The sequence below is a fragment of the Halomonas sp. ANAO-440 genome (assembly GCF_019915905.1).
Taxonomy (GTDB): domain Bacteria; phylum Pseudomonadota; class Gammaproteobacteria; order Pseudomonadales; family Halomonadaceae; genus Halomonas; species Halomonas chromatireducens.
Genome location: NZ_JAHXBV010000013.1, coordinates 184,058 through 208,081 on the forward strand (window position 1 = coordinate 184,058; position 24,024 = coordinate 208,081).

At 61.3% G+C, this 24,024-nt stretch carries 20 protein-coding genes; 13 read left to right on the top strand and 7 right to left on the bottom strand.

What is annotated here, in order from left to right; translation table 11 throughout:
- Window positions 1-46: 46 nt before the first annotated feature.
- The 6 genes from KZO25_RS11610 to KZO25_RS11635 all read left to right on the top strand — a co-directional run bounded on the left by KZO25_RS11610 (window position 47) and on the right by KZO25_RS11635 (window position 5,999).
- Entirely contained in the window at window positions 47-1,369 is a 1,323-nt protein-coding gene (locus KZO25_RS11610) for an ABC transporter substrate-binding protein (RefSeq protein WP_223137074.1), read from the top strand.
- Between the two features lie 156 nt (window positions 1,370-1,525).
- Window positions 1,526-2,425, top strand: coding sequence for a branched-chain amino acid ABC transporter permease (locus tag KZO25_RS11615; RefSeq protein ID WP_066447471.1), 900 nt, complete (start codon window positions 1,526-1,528; stop codon window positions 2,423-2,425).
- Window positions 2,425-3,357: a branched-chain amino acid ABC transporter permease gene (locus tag KZO25_RS11620; protein ID WP_223137075.1), complete on the top strand. Its 933-nt coding sequence runs from the start codon at window positions 2,425-2,427 to the stop codon at window positions 3,355-3,357. The genes KZO25_RS11615 and KZO25_RS11620 overlap by 1 nt, the downstream gene beginning before the upstream one ends.
- Window positions 3,354-4,136, top strand: coding sequence for an ABC transporter ATP-binding protein (locus KZO25_RS11625; RefSeq protein ID WP_223137076.1), 783 nt, complete (start codon window positions 3,354-3,356; stop codon window positions 4,134-4,136). The genes KZO25_RS11620 and KZO25_RS11625 overlap by 4 nt, the downstream gene beginning before the upstream one ends.
- A 1-nt stretch (window position 4,137) precedes the next feature.
- On the top strand, window positions 4,138-4,827 hold the full coding sequence (locus KZO25_RS11630) for an ATP-binding cassette domain-containing protein (RefSeq protein ID WP_223137077.1): 690 nt from the start codon (window positions 4,138-4,140) through the stop codon (window positions 4,825-4,827).
- 41 nt (window positions 4,828-4,868) lie between these two features.
- A complete protein-coding gene (locus KZO25_RS11635; protein ID WP_223137078.1) occupies window positions 4,869-5,999 on the top strand; it encodes a zinc-dependent alcohol dehydrogenase family protein in 1,131 nt (376 codons plus the stop codon).
- 154 nt (window positions 6,000-6,153) lie between these two features.
- Here KZO25_RS11635 and KZO25_RS11640 read toward each other — a convergent pair whose 3' ends face one another.
- On the bottom strand, window positions 6,154-6,783 hold the full coding sequence (locus tag KZO25_RS11640; protein WP_223137079.1) for a glutathione S-transferase family protein: 630 nt from the start codon (window positions 6,781-6,783) through the stop codon (window positions 6,154-6,156).
- A 23-nt stretch (window positions 6,784-6,806) separates the two neighbouring features.
- On the opposite strand from KZO25_RS11640, the gene KZO25_RS11645 reads away from it, so the two are divergent.
- From KZO25_RS11645 to KZO25_RS11655, 3 genes are read left to right on the top strand one after another with little or no spacing between them, the layout of a single operon-like run.
- Window positions 6,807-8,045 (top strand): hypothetical protein, encoded by a 1,239-nt coding sequence (locus KZO25_RS11645; RefSeq protein ID WP_223137080.1) that lies wholly within the window; start codon window positions 6,807-6,809, stop codon window positions 8,043-8,045.
- A gap of 9 nt (window positions 8,046-8,054) precedes the next feature.
- Window positions 8,055-8,459: a hypothetical protein gene (locus KZO25_RS11650; RefSeq protein WP_223137081.1), complete on the top strand. Its 405-nt coding sequence runs from the start codon at window positions 8,055-8,057 to the stop codon at window positions 8,457-8,459.
- Between the two features lie 46 nt (window positions 8,460-8,505).
- Window positions 8,506-10,134 carry a methyl-accepting chemotaxis protein gene (locus KZO25_RS11655; RefSeq protein WP_223137082.1) on the top strand — a complete coding sequence of 543 codons (1,629 nt, stop codon included), beginning with the start codon at window positions 8,506-8,508 and terminating at the stop codon, window positions 10,132-10,134.
- Between the two features lie 118 nt (window positions 10,135-10,252).
- Here the strand turns inward: KZO25_RS11655 and KZO25_RS11660 are convergent, their stop codons facing one another.
- From KZO25_RS11660 to KZO25_RS11675, 4 genes are read right to left on the bottom strand one after another with little or no spacing between them, the layout of a single operon-like run.
- On the bottom strand, window positions 10,253-11,107 hold the full coding sequence (locus tag KZO25_RS11660) for a DUF6999 family protein (protein ID WP_223137083.1): 855 nt from the start codon (window positions 11,105-11,107) through the stop codon (window positions 10,253-10,255).
- Window positions 11,100-11,783 carry an iron-containing redox enzyme family protein gene (locus KZO25_RS11665; protein ID WP_223137084.1) on the bottom strand — a complete coding sequence of 228 codons (684 nt, stop codon included), beginning with the start codon at window positions 11,781-11,783 and terminating at the stop codon, window positions 11,100-11,102. The genes KZO25_RS11660 and KZO25_RS11665 overlap by 8 nt, the downstream gene beginning before the upstream one ends.
- Window positions 11,784-11,785: 2 nt before the next feature.
- Window positions 11,786-12,889, bottom strand: coding sequence for a beta-ketoacyl-ACP synthase III (locus KZO25_RS11670; protein WP_223137085.1), 1,104 nt, complete (start codon window positions 12,887-12,889; stop codon window positions 11,786-11,788).
- Complete coding sequence (locus KZO25_RS11675; protein ID WP_223137086.1) at window positions 12,886-13,455, bottom strand: diguanylate cyclase; 570 nt, start codon at window positions 13,453-13,455, stop codon at window positions 12,886-12,888. Before KZO25_RS11675 ends, KZO25_RS11670 begins: the two co-directional genes overlap by 4 nt.
- 144 nt (window positions 13,456-13,599) lie before the next feature.
- Between KZO25_RS11675 and KZO25_RS11680 the strand changes: the two genes are divergently transcribed.
- A complete protein-coding gene (locus tag KZO25_RS11680; protein ID WP_223137087.1) occupies window positions 13,600-14,958 on the top strand; it encodes an acyltransferase family protein in 1,359 nt (452 codons plus the stop codon).
- 627 nt (window positions 14,959-15,585) lie between these two features.
- On the opposite strand, the gene KZO25_RS11685 is transcribed toward KZO25_RS11680, so the two are convergent.
- The gene (locus tag KZO25_RS11685) at window positions 15,586-17,628 is read right to left on the bottom strand and encodes a CocE/NonD family hydrolase (RefSeq protein WP_223137088.1); all 2,043 of its coding nucleotides are present in this window, start codon (window positions 17,626-17,628) and stop codon (window positions 15,586-15,588) included.
- A 59-nt stretch (window positions 17,629-17,687) separates the two neighbouring features.
- Window positions 17,688-18,989, bottom strand: coding sequence for an acetyl-CoA carboxylase biotin carboxylase subunit family protein (locus KZO25_RS11690; RefSeq protein ID WP_223137089.1), 1,302 nt, complete (start codon window positions 18,987-18,989; stop codon window positions 17,688-17,690).
- Window positions 18,990-19,246: 257 nt separating this feature from the next.
- Here KZO25_RS11690 and KZO25_RS11695 point away from each other — a divergent pair, with 257 nt between their 5' ends.
- From KZO25_RS11695 to iadA, 3 genes are read left to right on the top strand one after another with little or no spacing between them, the layout of a single operon-like run.
- Window positions 19,247-20,206 (top strand): cyanophycinase, encoded by a 960-nt coding sequence (locus tag KZO25_RS11695; protein ID WP_316935694.1) that lies wholly within the window; start codon window positions 19,247-19,249, stop codon window positions 20,204-20,206.
- On the top strand, window positions 20,193-22,835 hold the full coding sequence (gene cphA, locus KZO25_RS11700; RefSeq protein WP_223137090.1) for a cyanophycin synthetase: 2,643 nt from the start codon (window positions 20,193-20,195) through the stop codon (window positions 22,833-22,835). Before KZO25_RS11695 ends, cphA begins: the two co-directional genes overlap by 14 nt.
- The gene (gene iadA / locus KZO25_RS11705; RefSeq protein WP_223137091.1) at window positions 22,832-24,004 is read left to right on the top strand and encodes a beta-aspartyl-peptidase; all 1,173 of its coding nucleotides are present in this window, start codon (window positions 22,832-22,834) and stop codon (window positions 24,002-24,004) included. Before cphA ends, iadA begins: the two co-directional genes overlap by 4 nt.
- Window positions 24,005-24,024 lie beyond the last annotated feature (20 nt).

Genomic DNA, 24,024 nt, shown 5'->3' on the forward strand with positions numbered 1-24,024 from the left:
CAGAGCAACGCCACATGGCACACAACAACAATCAAGGAGTAGAACCATGAAGCACGCCACTCAACCCGGAAGCTGGAAGCGTACCCTGCTCAGCACCACCACCGCCGCTGCCATCGCCTCGGCGGGGATGTTGGGCATCAGCGCGACAGTTCAGGCAGAAGAGACCTTCAAGGTCGGCCTGGTCACCTTTCTCTCCGGGGGTGCCTCGGGGCCCTTTGGCGTTCCCGCCGCCCAGGCGGCGGAAACCGTGATCAAGGCGATCAATGCCGGGGAGCTTCCTCCCCCCTACGACACGCCTGGCGTCAACGGCTTGCGGCTTGAATCCGTGGTCGTCGACGAGGCCGGCGGCCCCACCCAGCAGGTCGAGGAGTACCGCAACCTGGTGCAGCGCCAGAACGTGAATGCGGTGATCGGCTACATCTCCAGCGGCGACTGCCTGGCCGTCGGCCCCGTGGCCGAAGAGCTGCGGACCTTCACCATCGCCTTCGACTGCGGCACCCCGCGCATGTTCGAGGAACTCGACAACCCCACCTACTTCTTCCGCACCGGTCTCGATGCCGTCGCCGACAACGTGGGTGCGGCACGCTATCTGCTGGACCTCCACCCCGACGTTACACGCATCGCTGGCATCCAGCAGAACTACGCCTGGGGGCAGGACTCCTGGCTCGACTTCACGCTCTCCATGGAGCAGCTGATGCCGGACGCCGAGATGGTCAACAACCAGACGCCACAGCTCTTCTCGGGCAGCTACGGCAGCGAGATATCCGCGCTGCAGACCCGCCGGCCCGAGATCGTCCATTCCAGCATGTGGGGTGGCGACATGGAGTCTTTCGTCTCCCAGGCCAATTCCCGCGGCCTGCTGGGCCAGGCAACCGCCATCCTGACCACGGGTGAATCCGGTCTGCACCGGTTCCAGGGTCAGGCCCCCAACGGCACCATCCTCGGTGGACGTGGACCCTTCGGTGCCTTCATGCCGGAAAACGCGCTGAGTGAGTGGTTCAACGAAGCCTACGAGGCCGAGCACGGCACCAAGCCCAGTTACCCCTCCTCGAAAATGGCCCAGGCCATCCTTGCCCTGAAGTTTGCCGCCGACAATTCCGGCGCCGACGGGGTACCCACCAGCGAGCAGCTTGCCAGCACCCTGAAAGGGGCTGAGTTCGAATCCGTCAGCGGCACCGTGCGCATGGCCCTGGCCGATGGCCACCAGGCCATGCAGGACATGCTCTACGGCGAGTACCACTACACCCCCGGTGAAGGTGCCGAGCTGCGTAACGTGCGCTCCTACCGCGGCGAATGCGTCTCCGCGCCGGATGGCCAGAACGCCCAGGAGTGGATCGAAGCCGGGTTCCCCGGCGCCCAGTGCGACTGACACTCTCCCCTGCCGGCAACCTTCGGGTTGCCGGCCACCGGGAGCCACTGCCCTCCGCTTGCTACGTCTAAATCCTGTGCCACCGCTCCTCGAGTGGTCGGAGGCATGACGCCGAGCGCCAGCAGTGGTTCCTAACCGATAACAGGAGCACGCGAGATGTTAACGGTCTGGGCAATACTGATCGATGGTTTCATCTATGCCTCATGGCTCTTCCTGGTGGCGGCGGGCCTGACCGTCATCTACGGCGTCATGAGAATTCTGAACATGGCCCACGGCAGTCTCTATGCCCTGGGCGCCTACGCCGCGGCTTCGGCCCTCGGCTGGTATTACGCCGGTGGCGGCAGCCAGCTATGGATGGCCTTCGCCATTCTGGCCAGCTGCGCCCTGCTCATCGGCGCCATCAGCGGGCTGTTGATCGAACGGGGCATCCTGCGGCTGATGTACGGCCGCGACGAGATACTCATGCTGATCGTCACCTTCGCGATCCTGCTGATTCTTGAAGATGTGATGAAGCTGCTGTGGGGCACGACCCCTTATTTCGCCTGGCAGCCCTACGCCGCCATGGGGCGAGTGGAGATCGACGTCCTGACGGTCTCCGGCTACGACATCATGGTGCTGTGTCTGTCCGCCGTCATCGGCCTTGGCCTGTGGTTCTGGCTGGAGCGTACCCACACCGGCAAGATCCTGCGCTCCATCATCCATGACCGGGAAGTCTCGGAAGCCATGGGCGTCAACGTACGCCGCATGTTCACCATTACCTTCATTATTGGCGCCACCCTGGGCGCGGTCGCCGGTGGCATCACCGCGCCGATCATCTCCGTGGTACCGGGTATCGGTATCGAGGTCATCGTGCTGGCCTTCGCGGTGGTGGTCACCGGTGGACTGGGCAGCATCACCGGTGCGGCGGCGGGTGCCATCATCGTCGGCCTGGCACGGGCCACCTCGATCCACACCATGCCCCAGTTCGAACTGTTCATCATCTACGCCGTCATGGCCGGGGTGCTGATCTTTCGGCCCAACGGCCTGTTCGGCCAGGCAATCGCGAGGAAAATCTGATGAGTATCCAGAAATCCGAAGCCCTGATGATTGCCGCCGCCGTGGGCATTGGCCTGGCCGGCTTGATGAGCCCCAACTGGCTGATCTTCACCACCACGCTGGCGGTCGCCAAGGCACTGGTGGTGCTGGGCGTGGTCATGCTGATGCGCTCCGGGCTGGTCTCTTTCGGCCAGGGCCTGTTCTTCTGTATCGGGGGCTATGCGGTAGGCATGGGCGGTCGCTTCTGGGGTATTCAGGACGCCCTGCTGCTGATTCTCCTGGGCGTACTGGCCTCGACGGCGCTGGCCATGATTCTCGGCCTGCTGTTGACCCGATACCGGGAGATCTTCTTCGCCATGCTGACCATGGCGTTCTCGATGATCCTGTTCGGCGTACTGGTCAAGAGCCACAACCTGGGCAGCACGGACGGCTTCAGCGTGGTTGAGTGGTCCCTGCTCGGTTGGGTGCCGCAGTCCGGCATGGGGGTGTTCTGGCTCGCGCTGGTCCTCGGCCTGCTGGTCGCGCTGTTTCTCAATCGCTTCTTCCAGTCCAGCATCGGCCTGGCCTGCGAGGCCATCCGCGAGAACGAGGTGCGCGTCGAATACATGGGCATCTCACGCCGCCAGGTGCTCTACATCAACTACGTGCTGGCCGCAGCCATCGGTGCCATAGGCGGTTCGCTGACGGCACTGGCTGCCGGCCACGTCGACCCCGAAATGGCCTACTGGACGATTTCCGGTGAATTCGTCTTCATCGCGCTGCTGGGCGGTACTGGCCACGTGGCCGCGGCCTTCATCGCCGCCATGCTCTTCGCCCTGGTGCGCACCTACGCGGTGGAGTTCATGCCCCACACCTGGCAAATGATCCTGGGCATCGTGCTGCTGCTGATCATCCTGTTCCTGCCCAAGGGGATATGGAGCCTGTTCACCCGCCACAGGAGGAGCGCCCCATGACCGAGATTCTCAAGACACAAGGGCTCTCCCGCTACTTCGGCGCGGTGACGGCCGCAGAAGATATCAACGTGACCATCACCCAGGGCGAAATCGTCGGCGTCATCGGTGCCAACGGCGCCGGCAAGACCACTTTCATCAACATGGTCACCGGCTACCTGCCGCCCTCGGAAGGCAGCATTTTCTTCAATGGCCGGCCGATCAAGGGCCTGGGGCCGCGCAAGCTGATGCGCGAGGGCCTGGCACGCTCCTTCCAGATACCCCAGCTCTTTCTCGAACTTCCCGTGATCGACAACCTGGCCATCGCGCTGTCGGCTGCCCAGAACGACCACCTGCAGATGCTGCGCCCGGTTCGCACCGCAAAGCGGCTCGCTGCAGCGGACGACATCCTCGAGCAGATGGGCATTACCCGGTATCGCGATGAAATGGTCACCGCCATGCCTCAAGGGGCCCGCAAGTTGCTCGACATCGCCATTGCCATGCTCGGAAACCCCAGGATGCTGCTGCTGGATGAGCCCACCAGCGGGGTCAGCATGGAAGAGAAATATGCGCTGATGGATACGGTAATGGAAATCGTCAATCAACGCAGATTGACGGTGCTCTTCGTCGAGCACGACATGGAGATCGTACAGAAATACGTCACCCGGGTGATGGCCTTCGCCAGCGGCGTCGTGATCAAGGATGGTCCGGTCGAGGAAGTGCTGGAAGACGAACAGGTGCAGACGCTGGTCACCGGCAAGCGGCGCCACACCAGCACGGCAACCGAACAGGGGGACATCTGACATGAGCCTGGAGATCGCCAACCTCAATGTCTCGATCGATCGCATCGCCATATTGCGAGATATCAACCTCACTATATCCACCGGCCAGATGGCCGGCCTGATCGGTCACAACGGTGCCGGCAAGACGACCCTGATCCGCGCCATCATGGGCCTGTTGCCGGCAACCTCCGGTTCCATCCGCTTCAAGGGAGAGGAGCTGACCCAGTTGGCCCCCCACCGCCGCGCCAAGCTTCAGGTCAGCTACATGCCCGAGGACCGTCGTCTCATCCCCGAGCTCACGGTGACTGAAAACCTGCTGATGCCGGCATGGGCCAACCACATTCGTGACGGAGAGGAGCGGCTGAAATGGGTCTACTCGCTGTTGCCGGAAATCGCCGACTTCGGTGAACGCAAGGCGTTGCAACTCTCAGGGGGCCAGCAAAAGCTGGTGGCCCTGGGGCGAGCGCTGATTCCCGGCCGTGAGCTGATCCTGCTCGATGAGCCCTTCGAAGGCGTGGCACCGGTACTGGCACAGCGCCTCACCTCTGTCATCGGCGACCTGCGCGGCGAAGGCCTGACGGTATTGATCGCGGAGTCCGACGACAGCCATTCCGCGGGCCTCGTCGACCAGACGTGGCGCATCGAGCGGGGTGCCGTTGCCTTTGGGCGCAAGGCGCCCTCCGCCTCTGCGAGCCACCAGCACTCTGTCTGAGCACAAGAACACCCCAGCCTGACAACAACAAGGAGTCAGCCATGAAAATACGTGCTGCGGTACTGCAGGCCACCGGCGCCCAGCGCCCCTATCAGGGCAACCAGCCGCTGGTGATCGAGGAGCTGGAACTGGACCCGCCCGGTGACAACGAAGTCCTGGTGCAGATCAAGGCCGCCGGCCTGTGTCATTCCGACCTCTCGGTCATCGACGGCAACCGACCGCGCCCGGTGCCCATGGTGCTGGGCCACGAGGCCGCCGGAATCGTCAAGACCGTGGGTAACGGAGTACACGACCTGCAGGTCGGCGATCACGTGGTGACCGTCTTCGTGCCCAGTTGCGGTCACTGCTCACCCTGCGCCGAGGGGCGCCCCGCCCTTTGCGAGCCGGCAGCAAAGACCAACAATGCCGGCACCCTGGCCAGCGGCGAGCGCCGCCTGCACCGGGCGGACGGTACCGATGTCCATCACCATATCGGCGTCTCCGCCTTTGCCGACCACGCAGTGCTGTCCCGCCACTCCCTGGTCAAGGTCGACCCCGACCTGCCCCTGCATCACGCCGCGCTGTTCGGCTGTGCGGTGCTGACCGGGGTCGGTGCGGCGATCAACTCGGCCGAGATCAAGGCCGGCCACACGGTCGCCGTCGTCGGCCTCGGCGGCGTCGGGCTCAATAGCGTGCTCGGCGCGCTGGTGGCAGGCGCCTCCGAGGTGATTGCCATCGATCTCGATGAGGACAAGCTGGCGCTGGCCAGGGAGCTGGGCGCCACCCATGCCTTCAACAGCGGCGAAGCGGGCTGCGTCGACAAGATCAAGGCGTTGACCAACGGTGGCGTCGACTGTGCCATCGAGATGGCCGGCTCCGAGAAAGCCCTCGAGTTCGCCTATCAGGTCACGCGCCGGGGCGGCATTACGGTGACCGGCGGCCTGCCACACCCCGACAAGAAGGTTGCCATTCAGCAAGTCAGCCTGGTGGCGGAAGAGCGCACCCTGAAGGGCAGCTATGTCGGCAGCTGCGTGCCGGTCCGCGATGTCGCCCGCTACATTGCCCTGTTCCGCCAGGGCAGACTCCCTGTGGATAAGTTACTTAGCGACACCCTGACCCTGGACCAGATCAACGACGGCTTCGAGAAGCTGGCGGCAGGCAAGGCGGTACGGCAGATCATACTGTTCGATTGATCCTCTGCGTCCAGCCGGTGGCCGCGCCGCTCAAGATGATGCAGGGCTCCGGCTCCCCGGTGAACCCAGTCGCCATCAAGTGAAGTGAAACGAAAACCGGGCCTTGGCAGGCCCGGTTTTCGTTTTATCGTTTTCATACTGTACGACTGCGCCTTCACTCTGTCTTGGCCACCGGCTTCTCGCGCTCGATGGCCCTGGCCAGCGCCGGGCGCGACATGCAGCGCTGCCGGTAGTCGTTGAGCCCTTCCGGCAGGCGGTGCTTGAACTGCACGCCCCAGCTCAGGGTGTGGGCCAGCAGCACGTCCGCCACGCTGAACCGATCCCCGACCAGCCAGCCCCCGCCGTCGAAACGACGCTGCAACGCACCCAGCGCACGCTGGAACTCCCAGGCCGCGGTCGGCAGTACCGCCGGTACCCGCTGCTCCTGCGGCAGGGCGAACTTGTGCTTGGCCTGGGTCCATAACGGCTGCTCCAGTTCGCTCACGACGAAGCTCATCCACTGGTCGACCCGGGCCCGCCCCTCTATCGAAGCTGGCAGCAGGCCATCCGGCTCGCCATGACGCTCGGCCAGGTAGCGACAGATTGCCGTGGACTCGAACAGCGTCAGCTCGCCGTCCTGAAGCACCGGCACCTTGCCGTCGGGATGCCGTGCCAGGTGCGCTTCACCCTGCCCCTCGCCAGCCATCATGTCGACAGAATGATAGTCGTACTCGACCCCTAGCTCCTCCAGAGTCCAGGCGGCCCGCAGCGAGCGGGAGTTGGGAAAGCCAAAGAGAGTGATCATTTTCTTCCTCCACTGAATGTGTCGTGGGACTGGGAAATTTTGAAGACGCACTAAAGTTGCCTTTGCTTGCGCCGATAGATACGCCGGATCATCAAAAAACGAACGTACGTTTGAAACATTTGGCAAGGGAACTCACGATGAACTTTAGCAAAAAATGTTGCACAGCATTGGCCATCATGGCCTCGGCCGCCGGCAGTGCTCAAGTAGTGGCTGCGCCCGACATTCGCGTCAGCGGTTTCGGCACGCTCGGCTATGTCACCACCGATACCGATAATGCCGAATTCCGTAGCAGCCTGCGCCAGCACAAGGGCGCAACCGAGTCCAATGGGGACTGGGGGGTGGATAGTCGCCTGGGCCTGCAGGCCAATGCCACCTTCAACGACACCTTCTCGGCCGTTGCACAGGGCTACATCAGCCGTCGCGATGGCGACTCATCGCCCGACCTCGAATGGCTGTTCCTGCAGGCTGACGTACTGGATGGGACCAGCCTGAGAGCCGGGCGCATGCTCGTGCCCACCTTTTTTCTCTCCGATTTTCGCCACGTCGGATACGCCCAACACTGGTTGCGTACACCGGTCGAAGTCTATGGCACCTTTCTAAACACCTCCTTTGATGGCCTGCAGAGTGTCTCTCGCTTTTCGATAGGCGACTACAACGCCACCCTCCAGCTGTCCGGGGGTCAGGCTACCGGCAACAAGAAATACTTCATGATTGGCGAGCGATTCAGCGAAACCGATGAGCAGAGCGACAGCATTTATTCAGCAAACTTCTCTCTGCAGAGGGGCGACTGGACCGGGCGCCTCGGCTACACCCATATGCGGGATGTCGAAATCCTAAGCATGGGCCAAGTCTTCCATAGCGGAAACGACGATTTCTACAGTGCCGGCCTTCAATACGACAATGGCAGTCTGCTCGCCATGTCCGAATATATCTGGCGGCGCTGGGATGCCAGCGGTGAACAAGATGGCATCCTGGACAGTGAAGCCTTCTACCTCACCGCCGGCTATCGCTTGGGTAACGTCATGCCGTACGTCACCTATTCGGAATTCTCTCCTCAAGGTGAAGGCTATCCCAGCACCCTGGATACCCGCAGAACCACAGCGCTTGGCGCTCGCTGGGATGTGGCCAGAAACTTTGCTGTAAAGGCTCAGGTTGAAGAAGTGAGTGGCGGTGTCGGCGACCAGTTCCTGGCCGATCCCATACACCAGATGCGCCAGCCTACCACCCAGGTATACAGCATCGCCCTCGACTTCATCTTTTAAGGAGCTGACATGAAAACCAGTAAAGCCATTGTCGTTGCCTTCCTGCTCTTCGCCTTCTCCACTGTTGCCGTTGCCGCGGAGCTGGTGGTGATCGGGCATCCTTCCGCGTCGTCCTTGAGCAAGGCCCAGGTGGCAGACATCTATCTGGGCAAGACTAGCAGCGGCACGCTCTATGACCTGCCCGAGAACAGCACCCTCTACGCATCGTTCTATGAGCAGGCAACCGGTCGCAACGTCTCTCAGGTGAAATCGACCTGGGCACGGATCGTCTTCTCGGGCCAGGCCCAGGCTCCCACGCAGTTGCCTGACTCAAGCGCCGTAAAGCGTGCCGTAGCAGAGGATCCTCGTGCTATCGGCTATATAGAAAAATCAGCCCTTGATTCAACGGTCAAAGTGCTTCTCGACCTGAATTGATGGATGCTCACCGGCCCAGCCAGGGCCGGTTTTTTCATTCATAAGCATGAGGCTTATTATGAAAATACGCACAAAGATATGGATGCTGCCACTCAGCGCCGCCCTGATCTTCATGGTGGGCATCAGCTTCAGCTTCCTTGTGGGAACCAACACCTCTTCGGCCATAGAGCGCCTCAGGGATATTGACAACCCTTACATGCTGGAAATCAATCAGATCGATCGGCACATCGACGCTTTCCGCACCCAGCTTCAGGCAGCCGCCGCAGAGGGAGACATTGACTCCCTTGATCTGGTCGAGGCACTGAACCGGCAGGTATTCCATCATATTCAGAACGTCGCCGAGATAGCCGAAAAACAGGATATCGCCATCCAGATCAGGGCGAATTATGACGAATACCAGTCCGCCGCTCTCGGGGCCACCCGCGCCATGCTGGGGGTAGGTGAACTCGGCAATCAAATTAGTGAAATGCAGGCTTCTCAATCCAGCCTGACCGAATTGGTTGATTCGGAAATGGCCAATGCCATGCAGGCTACGCTGGATCGCCAGGCTGAAGCAGACCGCGGCATCACTACGTCCCTGCTGGTCAATCTGCTCACCGGTCTGGCAGTACTCATGGTACTGGGGTTGGCCTCTTACCTCGTGATCAATGCCGTCTGGCGAGAGCTCGGCGATGAGCCGGACAATCTCCGCAAGGCGATGAAGCGAGTCACCGAGGGCGATCTCAGCACCGAGTTCAAGGTAGCGAAGAACGACCGGGATTCGCTGAACATGAGCGTCCGGCAAATGGTTCTCACCCTGCGGGAGATCATTGGCCAGATACGACAGTCCACCGAATCGATCAGCGTGGCTTCCAGTGAGATTGCTTCGGGCAACCACGACCTCAGCACCCGTACAGAGACCACGGCCGACAATTTGCAGCGTACGGCAGCTGCCACGGAACAACTGACCGTGACCGTTGGCCAAACCGCAGACTCCGCTCGCCAGGCAGACCAGTTGGCCTCCACGGCGGCGGGTGCTGCAGCGCGTGGCGGAGAGATCGTCGATCAGGTAGTGGCCAACATGGGAGAGATCGAAGCATCGTCACAGAAGATCACCGAAATTATCGGGGTCATCGATGCCATCGCCTTTCAGACCAACATACTGGCACTCAATGCTTCGGTAGAAGCTGCCCGAGCCGGCGAGCATGGCCGCGGTTTCGCGGTGGTCGCCGGAGAAGTGCAGCTACTGGCCCGCCGCAGTGCCGAGGCCGCCAATGAAATCAAGGCACTGATCGGCAGTTCCAGCGAAAAGGTTGTGAGCGGAACCCGGTTGGTAAAAGACACCGGTGAGGCCATGAATGAAATCGTCATGGGAGTTCAGCGTGTCACCGACATCATCGGCGAAATCAGCGCTGCCACCAGCGAACAGTCGTCTGGGCTCACATCAGTCAACGACTCGGTTGCCGAGCTGGACGATATGACGCAGCAGAATGCCGCCCTGGTACAGGAGTCCGCTGCCGCCGCAGCGAGCCTGAGCGACCAAGCGGAAAGGCTCTCCCACGTAGTCGCGGCCTTCCGCCTGGGTCAAGATGATGGCGACGAGCAGGAGGCTGCTCCTATGCCAAGGAACTCATGGGAGAGTGTCGAAGCCATCCAGGAGCCAGGGGGGTTCGACAGGCTGCCAGCTCCGGCCTGACGGCCACTCAACCGGGAGAGGCACCGGCAGCGGGCTTGCCAACAACCGGCTTCGTCGGGTTGCAGAGCCCGTGCCCGGTGCCGATAGCGCCGGGCCCCAGCATGCCCTGCTCTGCCAATCACTGTGCCACTTTGCTCCCCACCCTCAGCCGCTCCAGCCGCGCATAGAGATATTCGGTGAAGAAGCCGTGCATCAGGAAGCGCTGGCCCAGGTTCCAGGGGCCGACCAGGTAGTGGGGATACTTGTTGTAGGCCATCTCCGCCAGGCTCGGGTCGCCGATCAGTTGGCCGATGCGGATGGCGATCGACTGGTCGAGGTTGAAGCCATTGATGGCATCGCGATACTCCTCGCGGGTCAGCAGCAGGCAGAACAGGCACATGAACAGGGCGTGGGCGCTTTCGAAGTCCAGCACCTGGGTGCGCCGTCGCGGCAGTTCGAAGGCGTCATCCTCCAGCGGGCGCCAGTGCGTCCAGTCGATGGCCTCCGGCGCCAGCGGTGTCGGGCGCTGCTGCCAGTGGCCCATCTCCTCGATCACCCGGAACAGCTCCTGGTCGTGCTTGACGAAGCTGGCGTCGAGCATGTCGTCGATACGCCGGGGGTAGAGCCCCAGGGGCTCGACCGTCACCTCCGGGCTGTTGTCGATGAGGAAGTTGAGGATATTGGACTCGGTGGCGAAGTGGCGCAGGATCAGCTGGTTGGCGCTGGGGCTGACGAAGTGGGTGCAGAACCAGCAGATCAGCCGCTGCAGCAGGCCATGGGCGCGGAACTGGGGCAGCGGCAGGCGCTTCACGAACCAGATCAGATGCAGCAGCATCGCCAGCAGGAACTGCAGCAGCGGGCGCAGCGACCAGCGCGTCGGGCTCTCGATGTCATTCAGCCATAGCCGCACCGCCTCGGGCTGAATCGGCAGGGAGTCGTCGAACTCCAGCGCTCGAAGAAAGGGGCTGCGTGGCCTGTGCCGGGCATCAGCCATGGTCGACCTCCTCCAGCTGCAGGGCGTAGAGCCGCGCCACCACCCGCGCGGTGCGCAGGATCGACTGCTGCTCTTCCGGCGTGCGACACACCCGGTCGATCAGCGAGTAGAGCTTGTCCAGGTGGGCGTCGTCGTTCTCGCCGTGATAGCGCATGAAGCGGGTATAACGGCCGTCGCCATCGGTGGCCTCGTCGATCCGCCGGGCCCAGTCGCCGGCCATCTTCTGCCCCAGCCCTTCGATGATCCACATGGCGCCGATCAGGTCGACGGGGTTGGGCTGGCTGGCGCGGTACATCATGAAGGCATGCAGCGCTTCGCTGCCGGCATTGCGCTGCGCTTCGCGGATCTCGCCCGGCTCGCCGCCCGCCGCCACGAAATCCGCCTCCAGCATCTCGTAGTCGCGATGCTCCTCCTTGGCGTGGCCGATCACCTCCGAGCGCACGTCGGCGTAGTCCCGCTCGAAGCTCGAGGCGCCCCGGGTGATCCAGCGCGCCCCTTCGATCACCTGCTGGCGCAGGTGCAGCAGCAGATTGCGATAGTCCTCCCGGGTAAACCGGCCGCGCTCCAGGCGCTGAATGACCGGCACCCGGCCCAGCTGGCGCTCGAAATCGAACCAGACGCGCATCAGTCCCTGCAGGCACTCCTGGCCCAGTTGGGTAGTGACCTTGCTTTCCATGGCTATTCCTCCACGACCGTCAGTTGCATGTAGACGTTATTGAAGCGACCGCTTTCCGGCACCATGCAGAGGATGGTGTCGCCGGTCTCGTAGGCCTGGGTACGGCGGAATTCGTCGAGCATGATGAACAGCGAAGCGCAGCCGGTGTTTCCCCGGGTATAGAGGTTCGTGTACCACTTCTCTTCGGCAATGGCCGCGCCGGCCTGGGTCAACATGTCGAATATCCTGCCGCGGAAATAGTGCGACGAGTAATGGCAGAGCACGTGATCGACGCGCTCGACCTCGACCCGCTTTTCGTCGATCAAGCGCAGCAGCCCATCCACCCCAAGCTTGACGATGTTGTCGAGCAACCGAACGTCCTGGCGAATCAGCAGAGCACCGGCGGCCTCCGCCTCGCCATAGGTGGGGAAGTCCTGCCAGCTTCTCTCATCGCCGCTGGCCGGCCGTCCGACGCTCATGCACACCGGATAGGCATCGGCATGGGAAATGCCACGAATCCAGTCGATGCGAAAACAGCGCCGTCGCGGCGCGTTTTCCAGCAGCAGCGCCCCTGCGCCGTCCGAGAGCATCCAGCGCAGGAACTCGGCATTGAAATCGACCTGCTGCGCGACAGCCTCGTAACGGCTGGCCTTGAACAGCCGTGACGCCAGCTCGCTGGCGATCACCAGGGCATTGCCGTGCTCCCCGGCCTTCAAGCCGGTGTAGGCAGCCTTGAGCGCCATCATGCTGCTGGAGCAGATGCCGTGGCTGCTGTGCAGCTCCACGCCGGCAACGCCCAGCTCCGCCTGAACCATGCTGCCGAACCCCGGCAGCACGAGATCGCCCTGGCTGGTGGCCACGCTGAGCATGTCGAGCCGCGCCTTGCTCAGGTAGCTCTGGTCGAGGCAGGCCTGCCCCGCCCGGGCGGCCATCTCACCGTTGCTGATCAGGGTGTTGTGGTCGGCGTCGATGGCATAGTGCCGCTGGAGGATGCCGTTGGACTGCAGGATACGGCGCTTCAGGCGACTCGGCTTGCCATGCACCATGCCGAGAACCGCCTCGATCCGCTCGTTGCCCACGGGCTCGCCCGGCAGGTAGTGGCCGGTGCTGGTGATATAGACACTCATGCGGGCTCTCCCCTGTTCTTCAGGTAATGGCGCAGGCAACGCAGGTTCTCTTCCATGTAGGGCGCAATGCACAGCAGCCCCATGAAAGTCAGGTAATAGGGCAGGTAGCGCTCCCCGCCGTGGGGTACATCCACCCGAACCAGCTGCATCTGGCCCTGCCAGTTGAAGGAGATCAGATCCAGCAGGACCGGCCAGTTGATCACCAGGATCATCGCCAGCATGTAGAGCGGCAGGCTGCCCAGATAGGTGTGGGCATGCATTTCCCAGATACTGATATGCCGTCGCGGCGCAGCGAAGTGAACGTCCCAGTGGGCTACCGCTTCATGCAGCACCCAGGCAAGAAGGCAGATCAGCAGGACCAGGACATTGATGCGGTAAAGCAGGCACATGAGGATGGGAATGCCCACCTGAATGCCCATGACCGAGTGCATCAGGCTTTCCTTCAGCCCGGAATTTTCCTGGATGCGCGTGGCCCGATGACAGCACCAGTCGACGAAGCCGGCAATGCCCCATAGCGGCAGGAAAACGTAGAGCAGGACATGGATCAGCAGCGTGTGGGTATCCATGGCAATTCCTCTGTTTCAGCGTCTTTCACGACACTCTTGCAAGGCGCTGGCGTTTCGTGGAAGATGTTAGGAAACACTGTTCGATAACTATATTAACCAAGTGCCCTGTATTTGCAAGGGCCAATCGAATGGAAACCAAACGCCATGACACAGAGGCCTCAGGCATTGGACTCGACAACGATAAACGACGGCGAACCTCAGGCCGCCCGGGATCGCTATCCCGATGCCCTGCGCGCCGGTGCGCTGCTGGTCGTCGTGTTCGGCCACTGGATCGCGACGCTGCCCCGGCTCGACAACGGCCTGATGACTACCACCGATCACCTGTTGCTGGTGTGGACGGGCGCCGGCGTACTCACCTGGGTATTGCAGGTGGTCCCCCTGTTCGTGTTCGTCTCGGCCGCGGTCAGTGCCGACGGTGCCCAGCGCCGGTTGGAACAGGGCCATCGCCAGCTGCACTGGTGGGCAGGCCGGGCGCTTGGCCTGGCGCGCCCCACCGTGACCTACCTGGCGGTGCTGGTGGCCTTCGTCATCGTCGCCGCCTACACCGGGGGGCGCCTGCTCGGCCCCCTCAACCACTCGCTGACCGTCCATCTCTGGTTCCTGATGATGCTGCTGGGGGTGCAGGCGCTGCTGCCGTTCAGCGTCTGGGCCGACCGCCGCTGGGGGCTCAAGGCCGTGGCGGGGCTGCTAGTGCTTGCCGCCCTGGTGGATCTCCTGCGCGCCGGCATCACTGCCCCCGGCGAGTTGCTGGAGCTGGGCACTCGCGTCACCGCCAACGGCGGCGGCATCGGCTGGCTCAATGCCATTCTCGTCTGGCTGTTGCCGCAGCAGCTCGGCATCGCCTGGAAGCGGGGCCGCTTCTCCGGCCTGGGCTGCGGCCTCGCCCTGCTGCTGTTCGGGCTGCTGTGGCTGGCAGCCGCGGTGGCGTCGGGCTACCCCGTCGCCATGGTGGACGGTGAATTCGGCGTGCCCAGCAACCTGCTTCCGCCCACCCTGGCCCTGGTGGGCGTGATGTGGGTGCAGGTCGGCGTCGTACTGACTTGTGAAGGCCCCATGCGCCGCCTGCTGGAGCGCCGCCGAGTCGACAGGGTGGTGACTATCCTCGGCGCCCTGGGCATGCCGCTCTACCTCTGGCACAAGCTGGCCGAGCTGCCGGCAGCCTGGCTGGGCGAGCGACTCGGCCTGCCCATCGACGCCGGCATACCGGGCGAGGTCGGCTTCTGGCTCGGCCGCCTGTTGTGGCTCCTGCTGTGCATCGTCGCTGTCGCCCCGGTCATGGTCGCCGTGGTGTCCTTCGAGATGAGCCGCAAGCGCGACGTGGTCTCCGCCACCGGCACCTCGGCGATTCTGACCGGTGGGGCCGCACTACTCGGCGGCATCATCGCCAGCCTGGCCCTCGGCGCCCTGCCCGGCGCCCTCTTCGGCCTGGCCGGCGTAGCGGCCGCCTCCTGGCTGCTGCGCGCCCACCCGCAGCCGATAGGAGAGCCACTGGGACGCCATTGAGCCGAGTAACAGGAAGTGGAACCGAAGGCCTTGTAAGCTATTTCTTACAAATTTTAGCGGCAATGTCTTACACACCACTTGCCGCAGGTTAACGTCACAGGCTAGCTCGAGTGTGACAGTAGAGGCGTACTGAGCACGGAGGCTCAGCCAGGGATGAACGAGTCAGGAATACTCGACTATCCAAGGATGCTCGGGGTGGAAGGATACCCGAGGTGGATGTAAGGAAGCGAAGATCCAGCCCGGCCGAAAGGCCGGGCTTTTTTGTTTACCGTCTCTGGCTGATCTCGTCGCTACCCATTCGTAGCATTAAATCGACGTTTTCTTACAGGATTCATTATCACAGGTTAATTCGGTATCGGCTCGGGGCTGCTACTTTTTATGTACAGGGTAAGGGAAAGCCCTCACGGAAGGCCGAGCGACGGAACGCTCAGATACCAAGGAGGCTTGGGAAGGATTCCCAAGGTAGGTTGACAAGGGAGCGTCAAGGACTCGCCCGGCCCCAGCGGCCGGGCTTTTTTCTTGGATTGAATTGCGCCAGAACGGCTCCTGCTCAGGGGTAGCGCCCCTCTCTTGAAAAATGTTACCTATGCTCTCGAAGAACGTTAACTGTTCGCAGCACTCCAGCACTCAAACAAGATCGCGCGGGATTTTCTCGTCCCAACTCTTGGAAAATACCCGGCTATCGCCCTCAAAGGCATCAAGTGTCGCTCGCAGACGAAAGCTTTGAGCGTCAGACGTCATTAATGTGCGAGTCACACTGCGTACTTCCCAGCCGCCGCGTCGGAAAGTACGCTCCCACTCGGTCCAGCCACTCACGCTGTCGTAATTGCCGTAGGCATAGGTATAGCGCTCGACGACCCGTGCCGAGAGTTCCAGCTCGATGTCATCGAGACGAAAGGTGCCTTGGTCATTGATGACTTCGAGTGTGGTCTGGTCATTGGCCAGGTCACGTATCACTCGCCACGCCTCCTGGCTCGGCTGTATCACGCTAACCGCCAGAGGCGGTGCTGCCTCCGGCGAGCTAAATGGGGGCAGTGCCGCTTCTTCCCGGGGCTGGGGCTCACGGCATGGCAGAATCAGCAGGCACCCGGCAGGATGCACTGTCAGCCTGACAGGCACAGGAGACGGCCAGGCCAGCGGCCAGTAACTTGTCGAAAGCGAGAGGCGTATCGCGTTGCCCACGGGAAACTTCTGCGCGATGTGTTTAAGCGGGATGCGCACGCGATAACGCTTGCCCGGTTCCAAGGCCTGGGGAAACTCGTCACTGTCACGGTGGGTCAGGTTCAGCAGGCCATAGGAAATCCGGGTCGCCTTATCGTCATCGGCAATATCGCTGAGCCGTAGCGCCACCATCGCCACCGGCTGATCGGCTTCGATCTCGAGCTCGACAATGGGTTGTCCGCAAATCTCGATGTCCTGTTCGAGCCGTGCCGTCTGGAAAATCAGCGAGCCGCCGTCCTCGTCGCGTTGATCGTGAGGCAGGTCCGGCGGAGCATTGTAGGAGCACCACTTGCCAGCATACAGCCCTACAGACAGCGGCGAACGAACGGAAAGAGGAGCATCGTCGCCCGATACGCAAGCCGAGGAACTCGGGGGGTCCGGCAGCAAATCATGACCACTGGTGAAACGGAAGTGCTTCGGTTCGATCCGCGGTGATGGCCAGCTCGGTTCGGCAACCCAGCGCCCCGGCCGTACCTCGTAGCGGGCCGACGGCGGAACCGATTCCTGCATCCATACGCGCAGCATCGGCTCGTCCATGATGCCCGTTTCTTTGCCCTTCAACCAATAGTCCCACCAGCGTAGTGATTCCTGCAAAAAACCGATGGCCGGGCCCGGAACACCATGATACGGATACATGTGCGCCCAGGGGCCAACCAGGCCCTTGCGTGGCACGTCGAGCCCCGCGAGCAACCGAAACACGGCGTTGCAATATCCGTCTGCCCAGCCGCTGATGGCATAGACGGGGCAGCGAATGCGTGAGAAGTCCTCGCAAACCGAGCCATGCTTCCAGTAGTCGTCGCGACGCTGATGCTGCAGCCAGGTAGCCAGCCAGAGCCCACTATGCTCAAGGCGCTCCAGCCACATGTCCCGCCAACGCTCACCAACCAACAGCGGGTCGGGTGGGCAGGTATTGCCATCGAACATGGTCGAGGCCCATGACAGGTTATCGCCAAGCAGGCAGCCACCCATGTGGTGGACATCATCGGCGTAGCGATCGTCGGTCGAGCACAGCGTGATGACGGCCTTCAGCTCGGGCGGCTGCATTGCCGCAATTTGCAGGCCGTTGAACCCGCCCCAGGAGATGCCGATCATGCCGACATCACCGGTACACCAGGATTGCTGACCCAGCCAGTGCAGGATTTCGACGCCATCGTCCAGTTCCTGCTTCAGGTATTCGTCGGTCAGCACGCCGTCCGATTCGCCACTGCCACGTATGTCTACACGAACCCCGGCGTAGCCGTGGCCGGCCCAGTAAGCGTGCGTCTGTGCGTCACGCATCGCCGTCAGGTCTCGTTTGCGATAAGGCAGGTATTCGAGGATTGCCGGTACCGGATCACTCTCGGCATCCACCGGTCGCCAGATACGAATGGCCAGCCGACAGCCATCGGCCAGCGTGATCCAACCTTCCTCATCCTGCACGTCGCGGGGAAAATCGCTGACGATATGCATGACCCTGCTCCCATTTTTGTAATCGGGTTTCTTACATTCATTCCCACGACTAGAGCACGTCAGCCGACGATGTCCTCGAACGCAAAATTAAGCTGCTCGGCAAGGCGTGCGTAGTTCTCTTCCAGTGCGAGATCGTCGTCTGCCCCCATCCACACGTAAGCCAGGGCGTAGCTGTAGCTGTCTTGCTCAGGTAGGGATGACAAGCGCATGCCGATCTCGACCTGTACCGTGATCATGGTGCCGGGAAAGGCTTGCTGCAGTGTCTCGATTTCCTCGGCACTCGGTACCCGGCTGACGGTGGCGTCGACGAAGAACACCCGATAGAAGAATTTCGCTGCAACCTTGAATGCCCCTTGACGGTAAGGCATGTCTGGCAACTGTCCCAGAGCCAGGTCCACCGTCACTTGCTGATGGCTGACCCCATCGACCTTTTCGAAAAGGTCGCAGTGTGACTGTGCAATACGGGTATTGATCTCCAGCAGCCAAATGCGATCTTGAACTTCATCCCAGAAGTATTCGACGTTGAAGGCCGCATTATCGTATCCGATATGGGCCATCACTTGGCGAGTCAGTTCCTGCATCTTTGCCTGAATGTGAGAGGGTAGACGGGACGGGTAGCGATAATAGAAAAAACTCAGCACTTGCGGATAGCGAATCGAATCGACAATGGCATAAGGGGTAACATCACCTTGGAAGACGTATCCCTCGACCGTACATTGCCACCCACCGATAATCTCTTCAGCCATGCAGTGGCCACCATCGACAGAGCGCACTTCGCCAGGCAAGCTGGCTTGCTCAAGCACATAATTGAAAGGCTCTGAAATCGTGCCAATGCCTTCACACAATTGCGATACGGCATGGGCGAAGTCCTCGGGACTATCAATGCGGAAGCCAAGTCGCGACCCTGAAGACTTGATGGGTTTCACGAAAAAGGGGAAATAAAGCCCAGCCTCTCCAATATGCTGTAATGCCTGGCTGTCGAAGGGATCAAAAACGGTAAAGCGCGGAATATAATCGGCAATCACCTCATGTTGAACGAGTCGACTCCAATACTTGTGCTCGCATTTTAGCAAACTCTCGAGACTGGTAGAGCGCGTACCAAATCGCTTGCAGAGCAGCGGCAGCATGGTCGAGACGGGGAAATCCATGTAGCCAACGATGGCATCAATAGGCTCACTGAATCCTTTCAGTTGAGTTTCGGCCCTGTCCAGCATGTCTTCGATAGGAAAAACTTCCGTATCGTTGACCTCCATTGGGTCGATCACACCATGAAACCGATAATTCTCAGCCCCACGTAAGTGATTGAGTCGTTTGCAATTATAATCATCCATCCCGACAACAAAAATATTCCGTTCGCTCATGATCGCCTCCTGGCGCAAGCTCGGCTGTCGTAGTCCTCGCAGCCGCGGTGCAACGGGTAGCAGGCAGGGTATGGCCATTGCCGTCCTGACCCACGGGACTGGCATGGGGGAAGGCCGCTTATCAAAGCATAGCGGTTAATTGTTGCTGCGCTGGGGCAATACGCGATAGAGCAGAAATTTCACTACTCCACAGCTGGGGTCTAGTCCTACCGGGGAATCGCTATAAACATGGCTAAGGCGGTTTTCGGCTGTTATAAGTGAAGAGACGGGTTAAAGCATCACGCGATACGCCATTACCAGCACCGGTAATGATTCAGCGTTCCTCAAGAGCGTCGCTGGGCGGCGAATGGGATATGGCTTCACACTACCCCACCATTTCCGGCCACATCGTGGCCATTGGCGGTGCCGAGGACAAGACTTCCGAACTCGCCATCCTGCGACGAGTTTTCGAGCTTGCCCCCAAAGACAATGCCGAAGTCGCCATCATCGCCACGGCCAGCAGCATTCCTGAACAGCTCCTGCCCTGCTATGAAGCGGCTTTTACTCGCCTGGGCGCAAGCCAGGTCCATGCGCTGGAAATCCAGGATCGCCAACAAGCCGCCGACCCCGAGACTGTCCGACTTATTCAACGAAGTGGCGTGATTTTCTTGACCGGGGGCGATCAGCTTCGCCTGACCAATATTTTTGGCGGCACCGCCACCCTGCGGGCGATTCGCGAAAGCCTTAGGGCCGGCGCCGTAGTAGCAGGGACAAGTGCAGGCGCTGCAGCCATGCCAAGCACCATGATCTACAACGGTGCGGCAGCAGACGCCTTGCGCAAAGGGGCGGTCAACATGAGCTTCGGGCTGGGCATCGTTCGCGGGATGGTCATCGACAGCCACTTTCTCGAGCGGGGTCGATTCACGCGTCTCATGGAAGTGGGTGCCAGCAACCCGGAGCAGTTGGGCGTCGGCATTGGAGAGAATGCAGCGGTCATTGTTCATCCGAACCGCATTCTGGAAGCCATCGGGCCGGGGCACGTCATCATCATCGACAGCCGGGATCTGGCGAGCTCCAATATTGCGGAATTGGCGATGGGCGAGCCGGTTGCCGTCGAGCACATGATCCTGCACGCCATGGTCAGTGGCCATGGATACGATATCGATTCACGACGCTATCTCGTCGCTGAGGAACTCAGCGCCATCCTGGCAGGGAGCCATGGGAATGAACATACTTGAACATCGGGCGCTGCGCGGTCCGAATTACTACAGCCGCTATCCGGCTATCTTCCTGCGCCTGGACATCGGTGAACTCGAGGAGCGGCCAAGCGATACCGTTCCCGGCATCACAGAACGCATCACCGAACTCCTGCCGACCCTGTACGAGCACCGGTGCTCGGTCGGACGTGCCGGCGGGTTTCTGGAACGACTCGTCCGGGGCACCTGGGCCGGCCACGTCGTAGAGCATGTCGCAATTGAACTGCAGAACTTGATCGGCTTTTCGGTGGGCTACGGCAAGACGGTCGATTCCTACGAAACCGGAATCTATAACGTCGTCTATCGCTACCGGGACGAGGCCTGCGGCCTGGCGGCCGGGGTGGAAGCCATTGATATCGTCACACGGCTCTTCAATGGCGACGAGATCGATATCCCCACGGTGGTATCCCGCCTCAAGCAGGTGCGAGACGCGCATATGCTGGGGCCATCCTCGGCATCGATCGTGGATGCCGCCAAGCGCCGAGGGATTCCCTGGGCTCGCCTTGACCAGAGCAGCAGCTATGTCCAATTGGGACACGGCTGCCGTCAGCAACGAATCCAGGCAACGGTGACTTGCCGCACAAGCCTGATAAGCCACGGCATCGCCGATGACAAGCACTGGACCAAGCAAGTGCTCGGCGAGGCCGGGATTCCCGTGCCGCATGGGCACATTTGCCATTCGATCGATGAGGCGCTCGAGGCCGCTCTCGATCTCGGCTACCCCGTTGTCGTAAAGCCGCTGATCGGCAATCACGGCCGCGGTGTCAGCACGGACATCACCAACGAAGCGGCACTGCGGGAAGCGTTCACCATTGCCTCCCGCCACAATTCGACGGTCATGGTCGAGAACTTCATCAAAGGAGAGGATCACAGGCTGCTAGTGATCGACGGCAAGCTCGCCGCCGCCGCCAGGCGTCGCCCGGCCCATGTGATCGGCGATGGTCAGACGACACTGCAGGCGCTGATAGACAGGGAGAACCGGGACCCGCGTCGCGGTATCGGCCATGAAAACCTGCTGACACAGATTCAGCTGGACGAACATTCCCATCGGCTGATAGCACAGCAGAATCTTACCTTGGAGAGCGTCATCGCGACAGGCGAGGTCATCTATCTGAAGTCGACGGCGAACCTGAGCACCGGGGGAACTGCAACGGATGTCACCGAGGATGTTCACCCTGAAGTGAAATACGCAGCAGAGCGCATCGCCCGCCTGGTCGGACTCGATATCATCGGGATCGACCTGCTCGCCGAGACTCTGACGGTGCCCTTGGAGGAGCAGTCTGCCGCAGTGGTCGAAGTCAACGCGGGTCCGGGATTTCGCATGCACCTTTCACCGACCCATGGCACGGGCCGGGATGTCGGTCATCATGTCATCGAGATGCTATTTCCAGATAAAGAAGACACCGGTCGCATACCCATTGTTGCGGTGACCGGAACCAACGGAAAAACGACAACGGTACGTTTGATCTCTCACCTGCTCCGTCAGGCGGGAGGCTGTGTCGGCACGGCCTGCACTGGGGCCATAGAGATCGACAACCACGTCATCATGCGGGGAGATTACAGCGGACCACAGGCGGCCGTGACCGTTCTGCGCGAGCCAACCGTCGAGTATGCCGTGTTGGAAGTGGCGCGGGGCGGCATCATGCGTCGCGGGTTGGGTTTCGATGAATGCCAGGTCGGCGTGCTGCTGAATATTGAGAGCGATCATCTCGGGGAAAACGACATCCATACCCTGGATGAGCTGGCGCGTTGCAAGACCGTGGTGATCGACGCGGTCCACCAGGAAGGGACGGCCGTGCTCAATGCCGATGATCCGCGTGTGCTGGCAAGCAGGGAATGGGCCAGAGGGAAGGTGATCTACTTCTCCCTGGATTCCGACTCAGAGCCTGTCCGTGAGCATGTGCAAGACCATGGAGTCGCATTCACGGTTCATGACGAGTGCATCGTGATGCGCCAAGGGAATGTCGAAGCCTCCATCATCTCGGTAGGGGATACCCCGATTACCTTCGAAGGCCATGCCCGTTTCAATGTTGCCAATGCCCTGGCCGCCAGCGCCGCAGCCTACGCGCTGGGGCTGAGCATTGCCGATATCCAACTGGGCCTGCAGACGTTTCACCCGACGCCGGGGCAGAATCCGGGACGCACCAATTTTATCGACGCCGGGGACATAAAAGTGCTGATCGACTACGGCCATAACGTGCCGGCGCTGAAAGCCCTGAGCGAACTCGTCAGCCGTATCCCTGCTCAGCGGCGCATCAGCGTGGCCAGCGCCCCGGGTAATCGTCGTGATGAAGACCTTTATGCCCTGGGAGCTCAGTTGGCCAGCATGCATGACATCGTCTTGCTTTGTGAAACGGCGCCTCGGGGCCGCCCCGTCGGTGAAACCGTCGGCCTGCTGCGCGCTGGGGCAGAATCGGAGTCTGGCACCTGCCGCGTCGAGGTAATCATGGACGAACGTCACGCCGTCGACAGAGCGTTCGACGAGGCCAGGGAGGGCGATCTACTGGTTCTACTGATCGAGGATATCGAGAGTGCCACCGAACGCCTGCGCGGGCGGCGGTTCTTGCCGGATACCCCAACCGCGGATAGCGACGCAGGTGGACGAACATGATACCCAGCGATGTATGTAAAGCCGGGCTCATGACGCTATTGCGCGTCGGTGGTATTAACTCGCCCGAACGGCTCGAGCAAACCGACATCCTCATGGCAGGGGGGAGAATCACAGCCCTGGGACGCGATCTCGACACCCCCAGGGGCTGGCCTATCCATGTGGTGGACGCGCATCATCTTATCGCCGTCCCCGCCTTCATCGACCAGCATGTGCATGTCACCGGGGGCGGCGGCGAAGGCGGTTGCGGTACCCGCTGCCCGGAAATTACGGCCCGGGAAATCGCGTCGATGGGAATTGGCACGGTGGTGGGTGTGCTTGGCACCGACAGCATCAGCCGCTCCCCGGCAGACCTGCTGGCCAAGGTGCGTGGGCTTGGTGCCGAAGGCATATCGGCCTTCATGTATACCGGTGCGTACCGCGTTCCGCCCCCCACGCTGACCGGCGACATTCAACGCGACCTGGCGTGGATTCCTGAAGTCATAGGCCTCGGCGAAATCGCCATCTCGGACCATCGATCTAGCCAGCCACGCCAGGATGAAATCGAACGTATTGTCAGTGATACACGCATCGGTGCCATGCTGGCCGGCAAACGGGGTATCTGCCATTTCCATATCGGTGACGGAAAGCGGGGACTCGAACCGCTGCGCAGATTGCTATCCGAGACCGAAATTCCCGCCGATCAAGTGATCCCAACCCATGTAAATCGCTATCCTGCACTGCTCGAGGAAGCCGCGGACTATGCACTAGCATTCAATGCAACTGTCGATGTCACTGCCTTTGAAGATGCCGGCGATGGCCTCTCCGGCTTTGATGCGGTATCTCGCTTATTGGCCCGCGGGGTTCCCCCCGAACTCATCACCATGAGCTCCGATTGCAATGGCAGCTTGCCAGAATTCGATACCAACGGGACGTACCTGGGGATGAAGGTGGCCAAGAACACGACACTGATTGCGGATTGGCAACGTCTCGTTCGTGAAGGTGTGCTGCCGCTCGAATCGGCCTTGGGCCTGATTTCCACGAACGTGGCCCGGGTACTCGGCTTACACGCCAGAAAGGGACGTATCGCTATCGGCTTCGACGCCGATGTAACGCTACTCGACAGCGAACTTCAGCCGCAACAGACGTTCGTGGCGGGGCAATGTGTCTATGACGTAAACACCACGGAATAGCTCGAGACAGCGTGCTGCCA

Coding starts and splice junctions, on each gene's coding strand:
- KZO25_RS11675 (WP_223137086.1), bottom strand. CDS start 13,455: ATGGATACCCACACGCTGCTGATCCATGTCCTGCTCTACGTTTTCCTG.
- KZO25_RS11615 (WP_066447471.1), top strand. CDS start 1,526: ATGTTAACGGTCTGGGCAATACTGATCGATGGTTTCATCTATGCCTCA.
- KZO25_RS11630 (WP_223137077.1), top strand. CDS start 4,138: ATGAGCCTGGAGATCGCCAACCTCAATGTCTCGATCGATCGCATCGCC.
- KZO25_RS11620 (WP_223137075.1), top strand. CDS start 2,425: ATGAGTATCCAGAAATCCGAAGCCCTGATGATTGCCGCCGCCGTGGGC.
- KZO25_RS11685 (WP_223137088.1), bottom strand. CDS start 17,628: ATGCATATCGTCAGCGATTTTCCCCGCGACGTGCAGGATGAGGAAGGT.
- KZO25_RS11690 (WP_223137089.1), bottom strand. CDS start 18,989: ATGAGCGAACGGAATATTTTTGTTGTCGGGATGGATGATTATAATTGC.
- KZO25_RS11660 (WP_223137083.1), bottom strand. CDS start 11,107: ATGGCTGATGCCCGGCACAGGCCACGCAGCCCCTTTCTTCGAGCGCTG.
- KZO25_RS11665 (WP_223137084.1), bottom strand. CDS start 11,783: ATGGAAAGCAAGGTCACTACCCAACTGGGCCAGGAGTGCCTGCAGGGA.
- KZO25_RS11680 (WP_223137087.1), top strand. CDS start 13,600: ATGACACAGAGGCCTCAGGCATTGGACTCGACAACGATAAACGACGGC.
- KZO25_RS11650 (WP_223137081.1), top strand. CDS start 8,055: ATGAAAACCAGTAAAGCCATTGTCGTTGCCTTCCTGCTCTTCGCCTTC.
- KZO25_RS11640 (WP_223137079.1), bottom strand. CDS start 6,783: ATGATCACTCTCTTTGGCTTTCCCAACTCCCGCTCGCTGCGGGCCGCC.
- KZO25_RS11625 (WP_223137076.1), top strand. CDS start 3,354: ATGACCGAGATTCTCAAGACACAAGGGCTCTCCCGCTACTTCGGCGCG.
- KZO25_RS11670 (WP_223137085.1), bottom strand. CDS start 12,889: ATGAGTGTCTATATCACCAGCACCGGCCACTACCTGCCGGGCGAGCCC.
- KZO25_RS11610 (WP_223137074.1), top strand. CDS start 47: ATGAAGCACGCCACTCAACCCGGAAGCTGGAAGCGTACCCTGCTCAGC.
- KZO25_RS11635 (WP_223137078.1), top strand. CDS start 4,869: ATGAAAATACGTGCTGCGGTACTGCAGGCCACCGGCGCCCAGCGCCCC.
- cphA (WP_223137090.1), top strand. CDS start 20,193: ATGAACATACTTGAACATCGGGCGCTGCGCGGTCCGAATTACTACAGC.
- iadA (WP_223137091.1), top strand. CDS start 22,832: ATGATACCCAGCGATGTATGTAAAGCCGGGCTCATGACGCTATTGCGC.
- KZO25_RS11655 (WP_223137082.1), top strand. CDS start 8,506: ATGAGGCTTATTATGAAAATACGCACAAAGATATGGATGCTGCCACTC.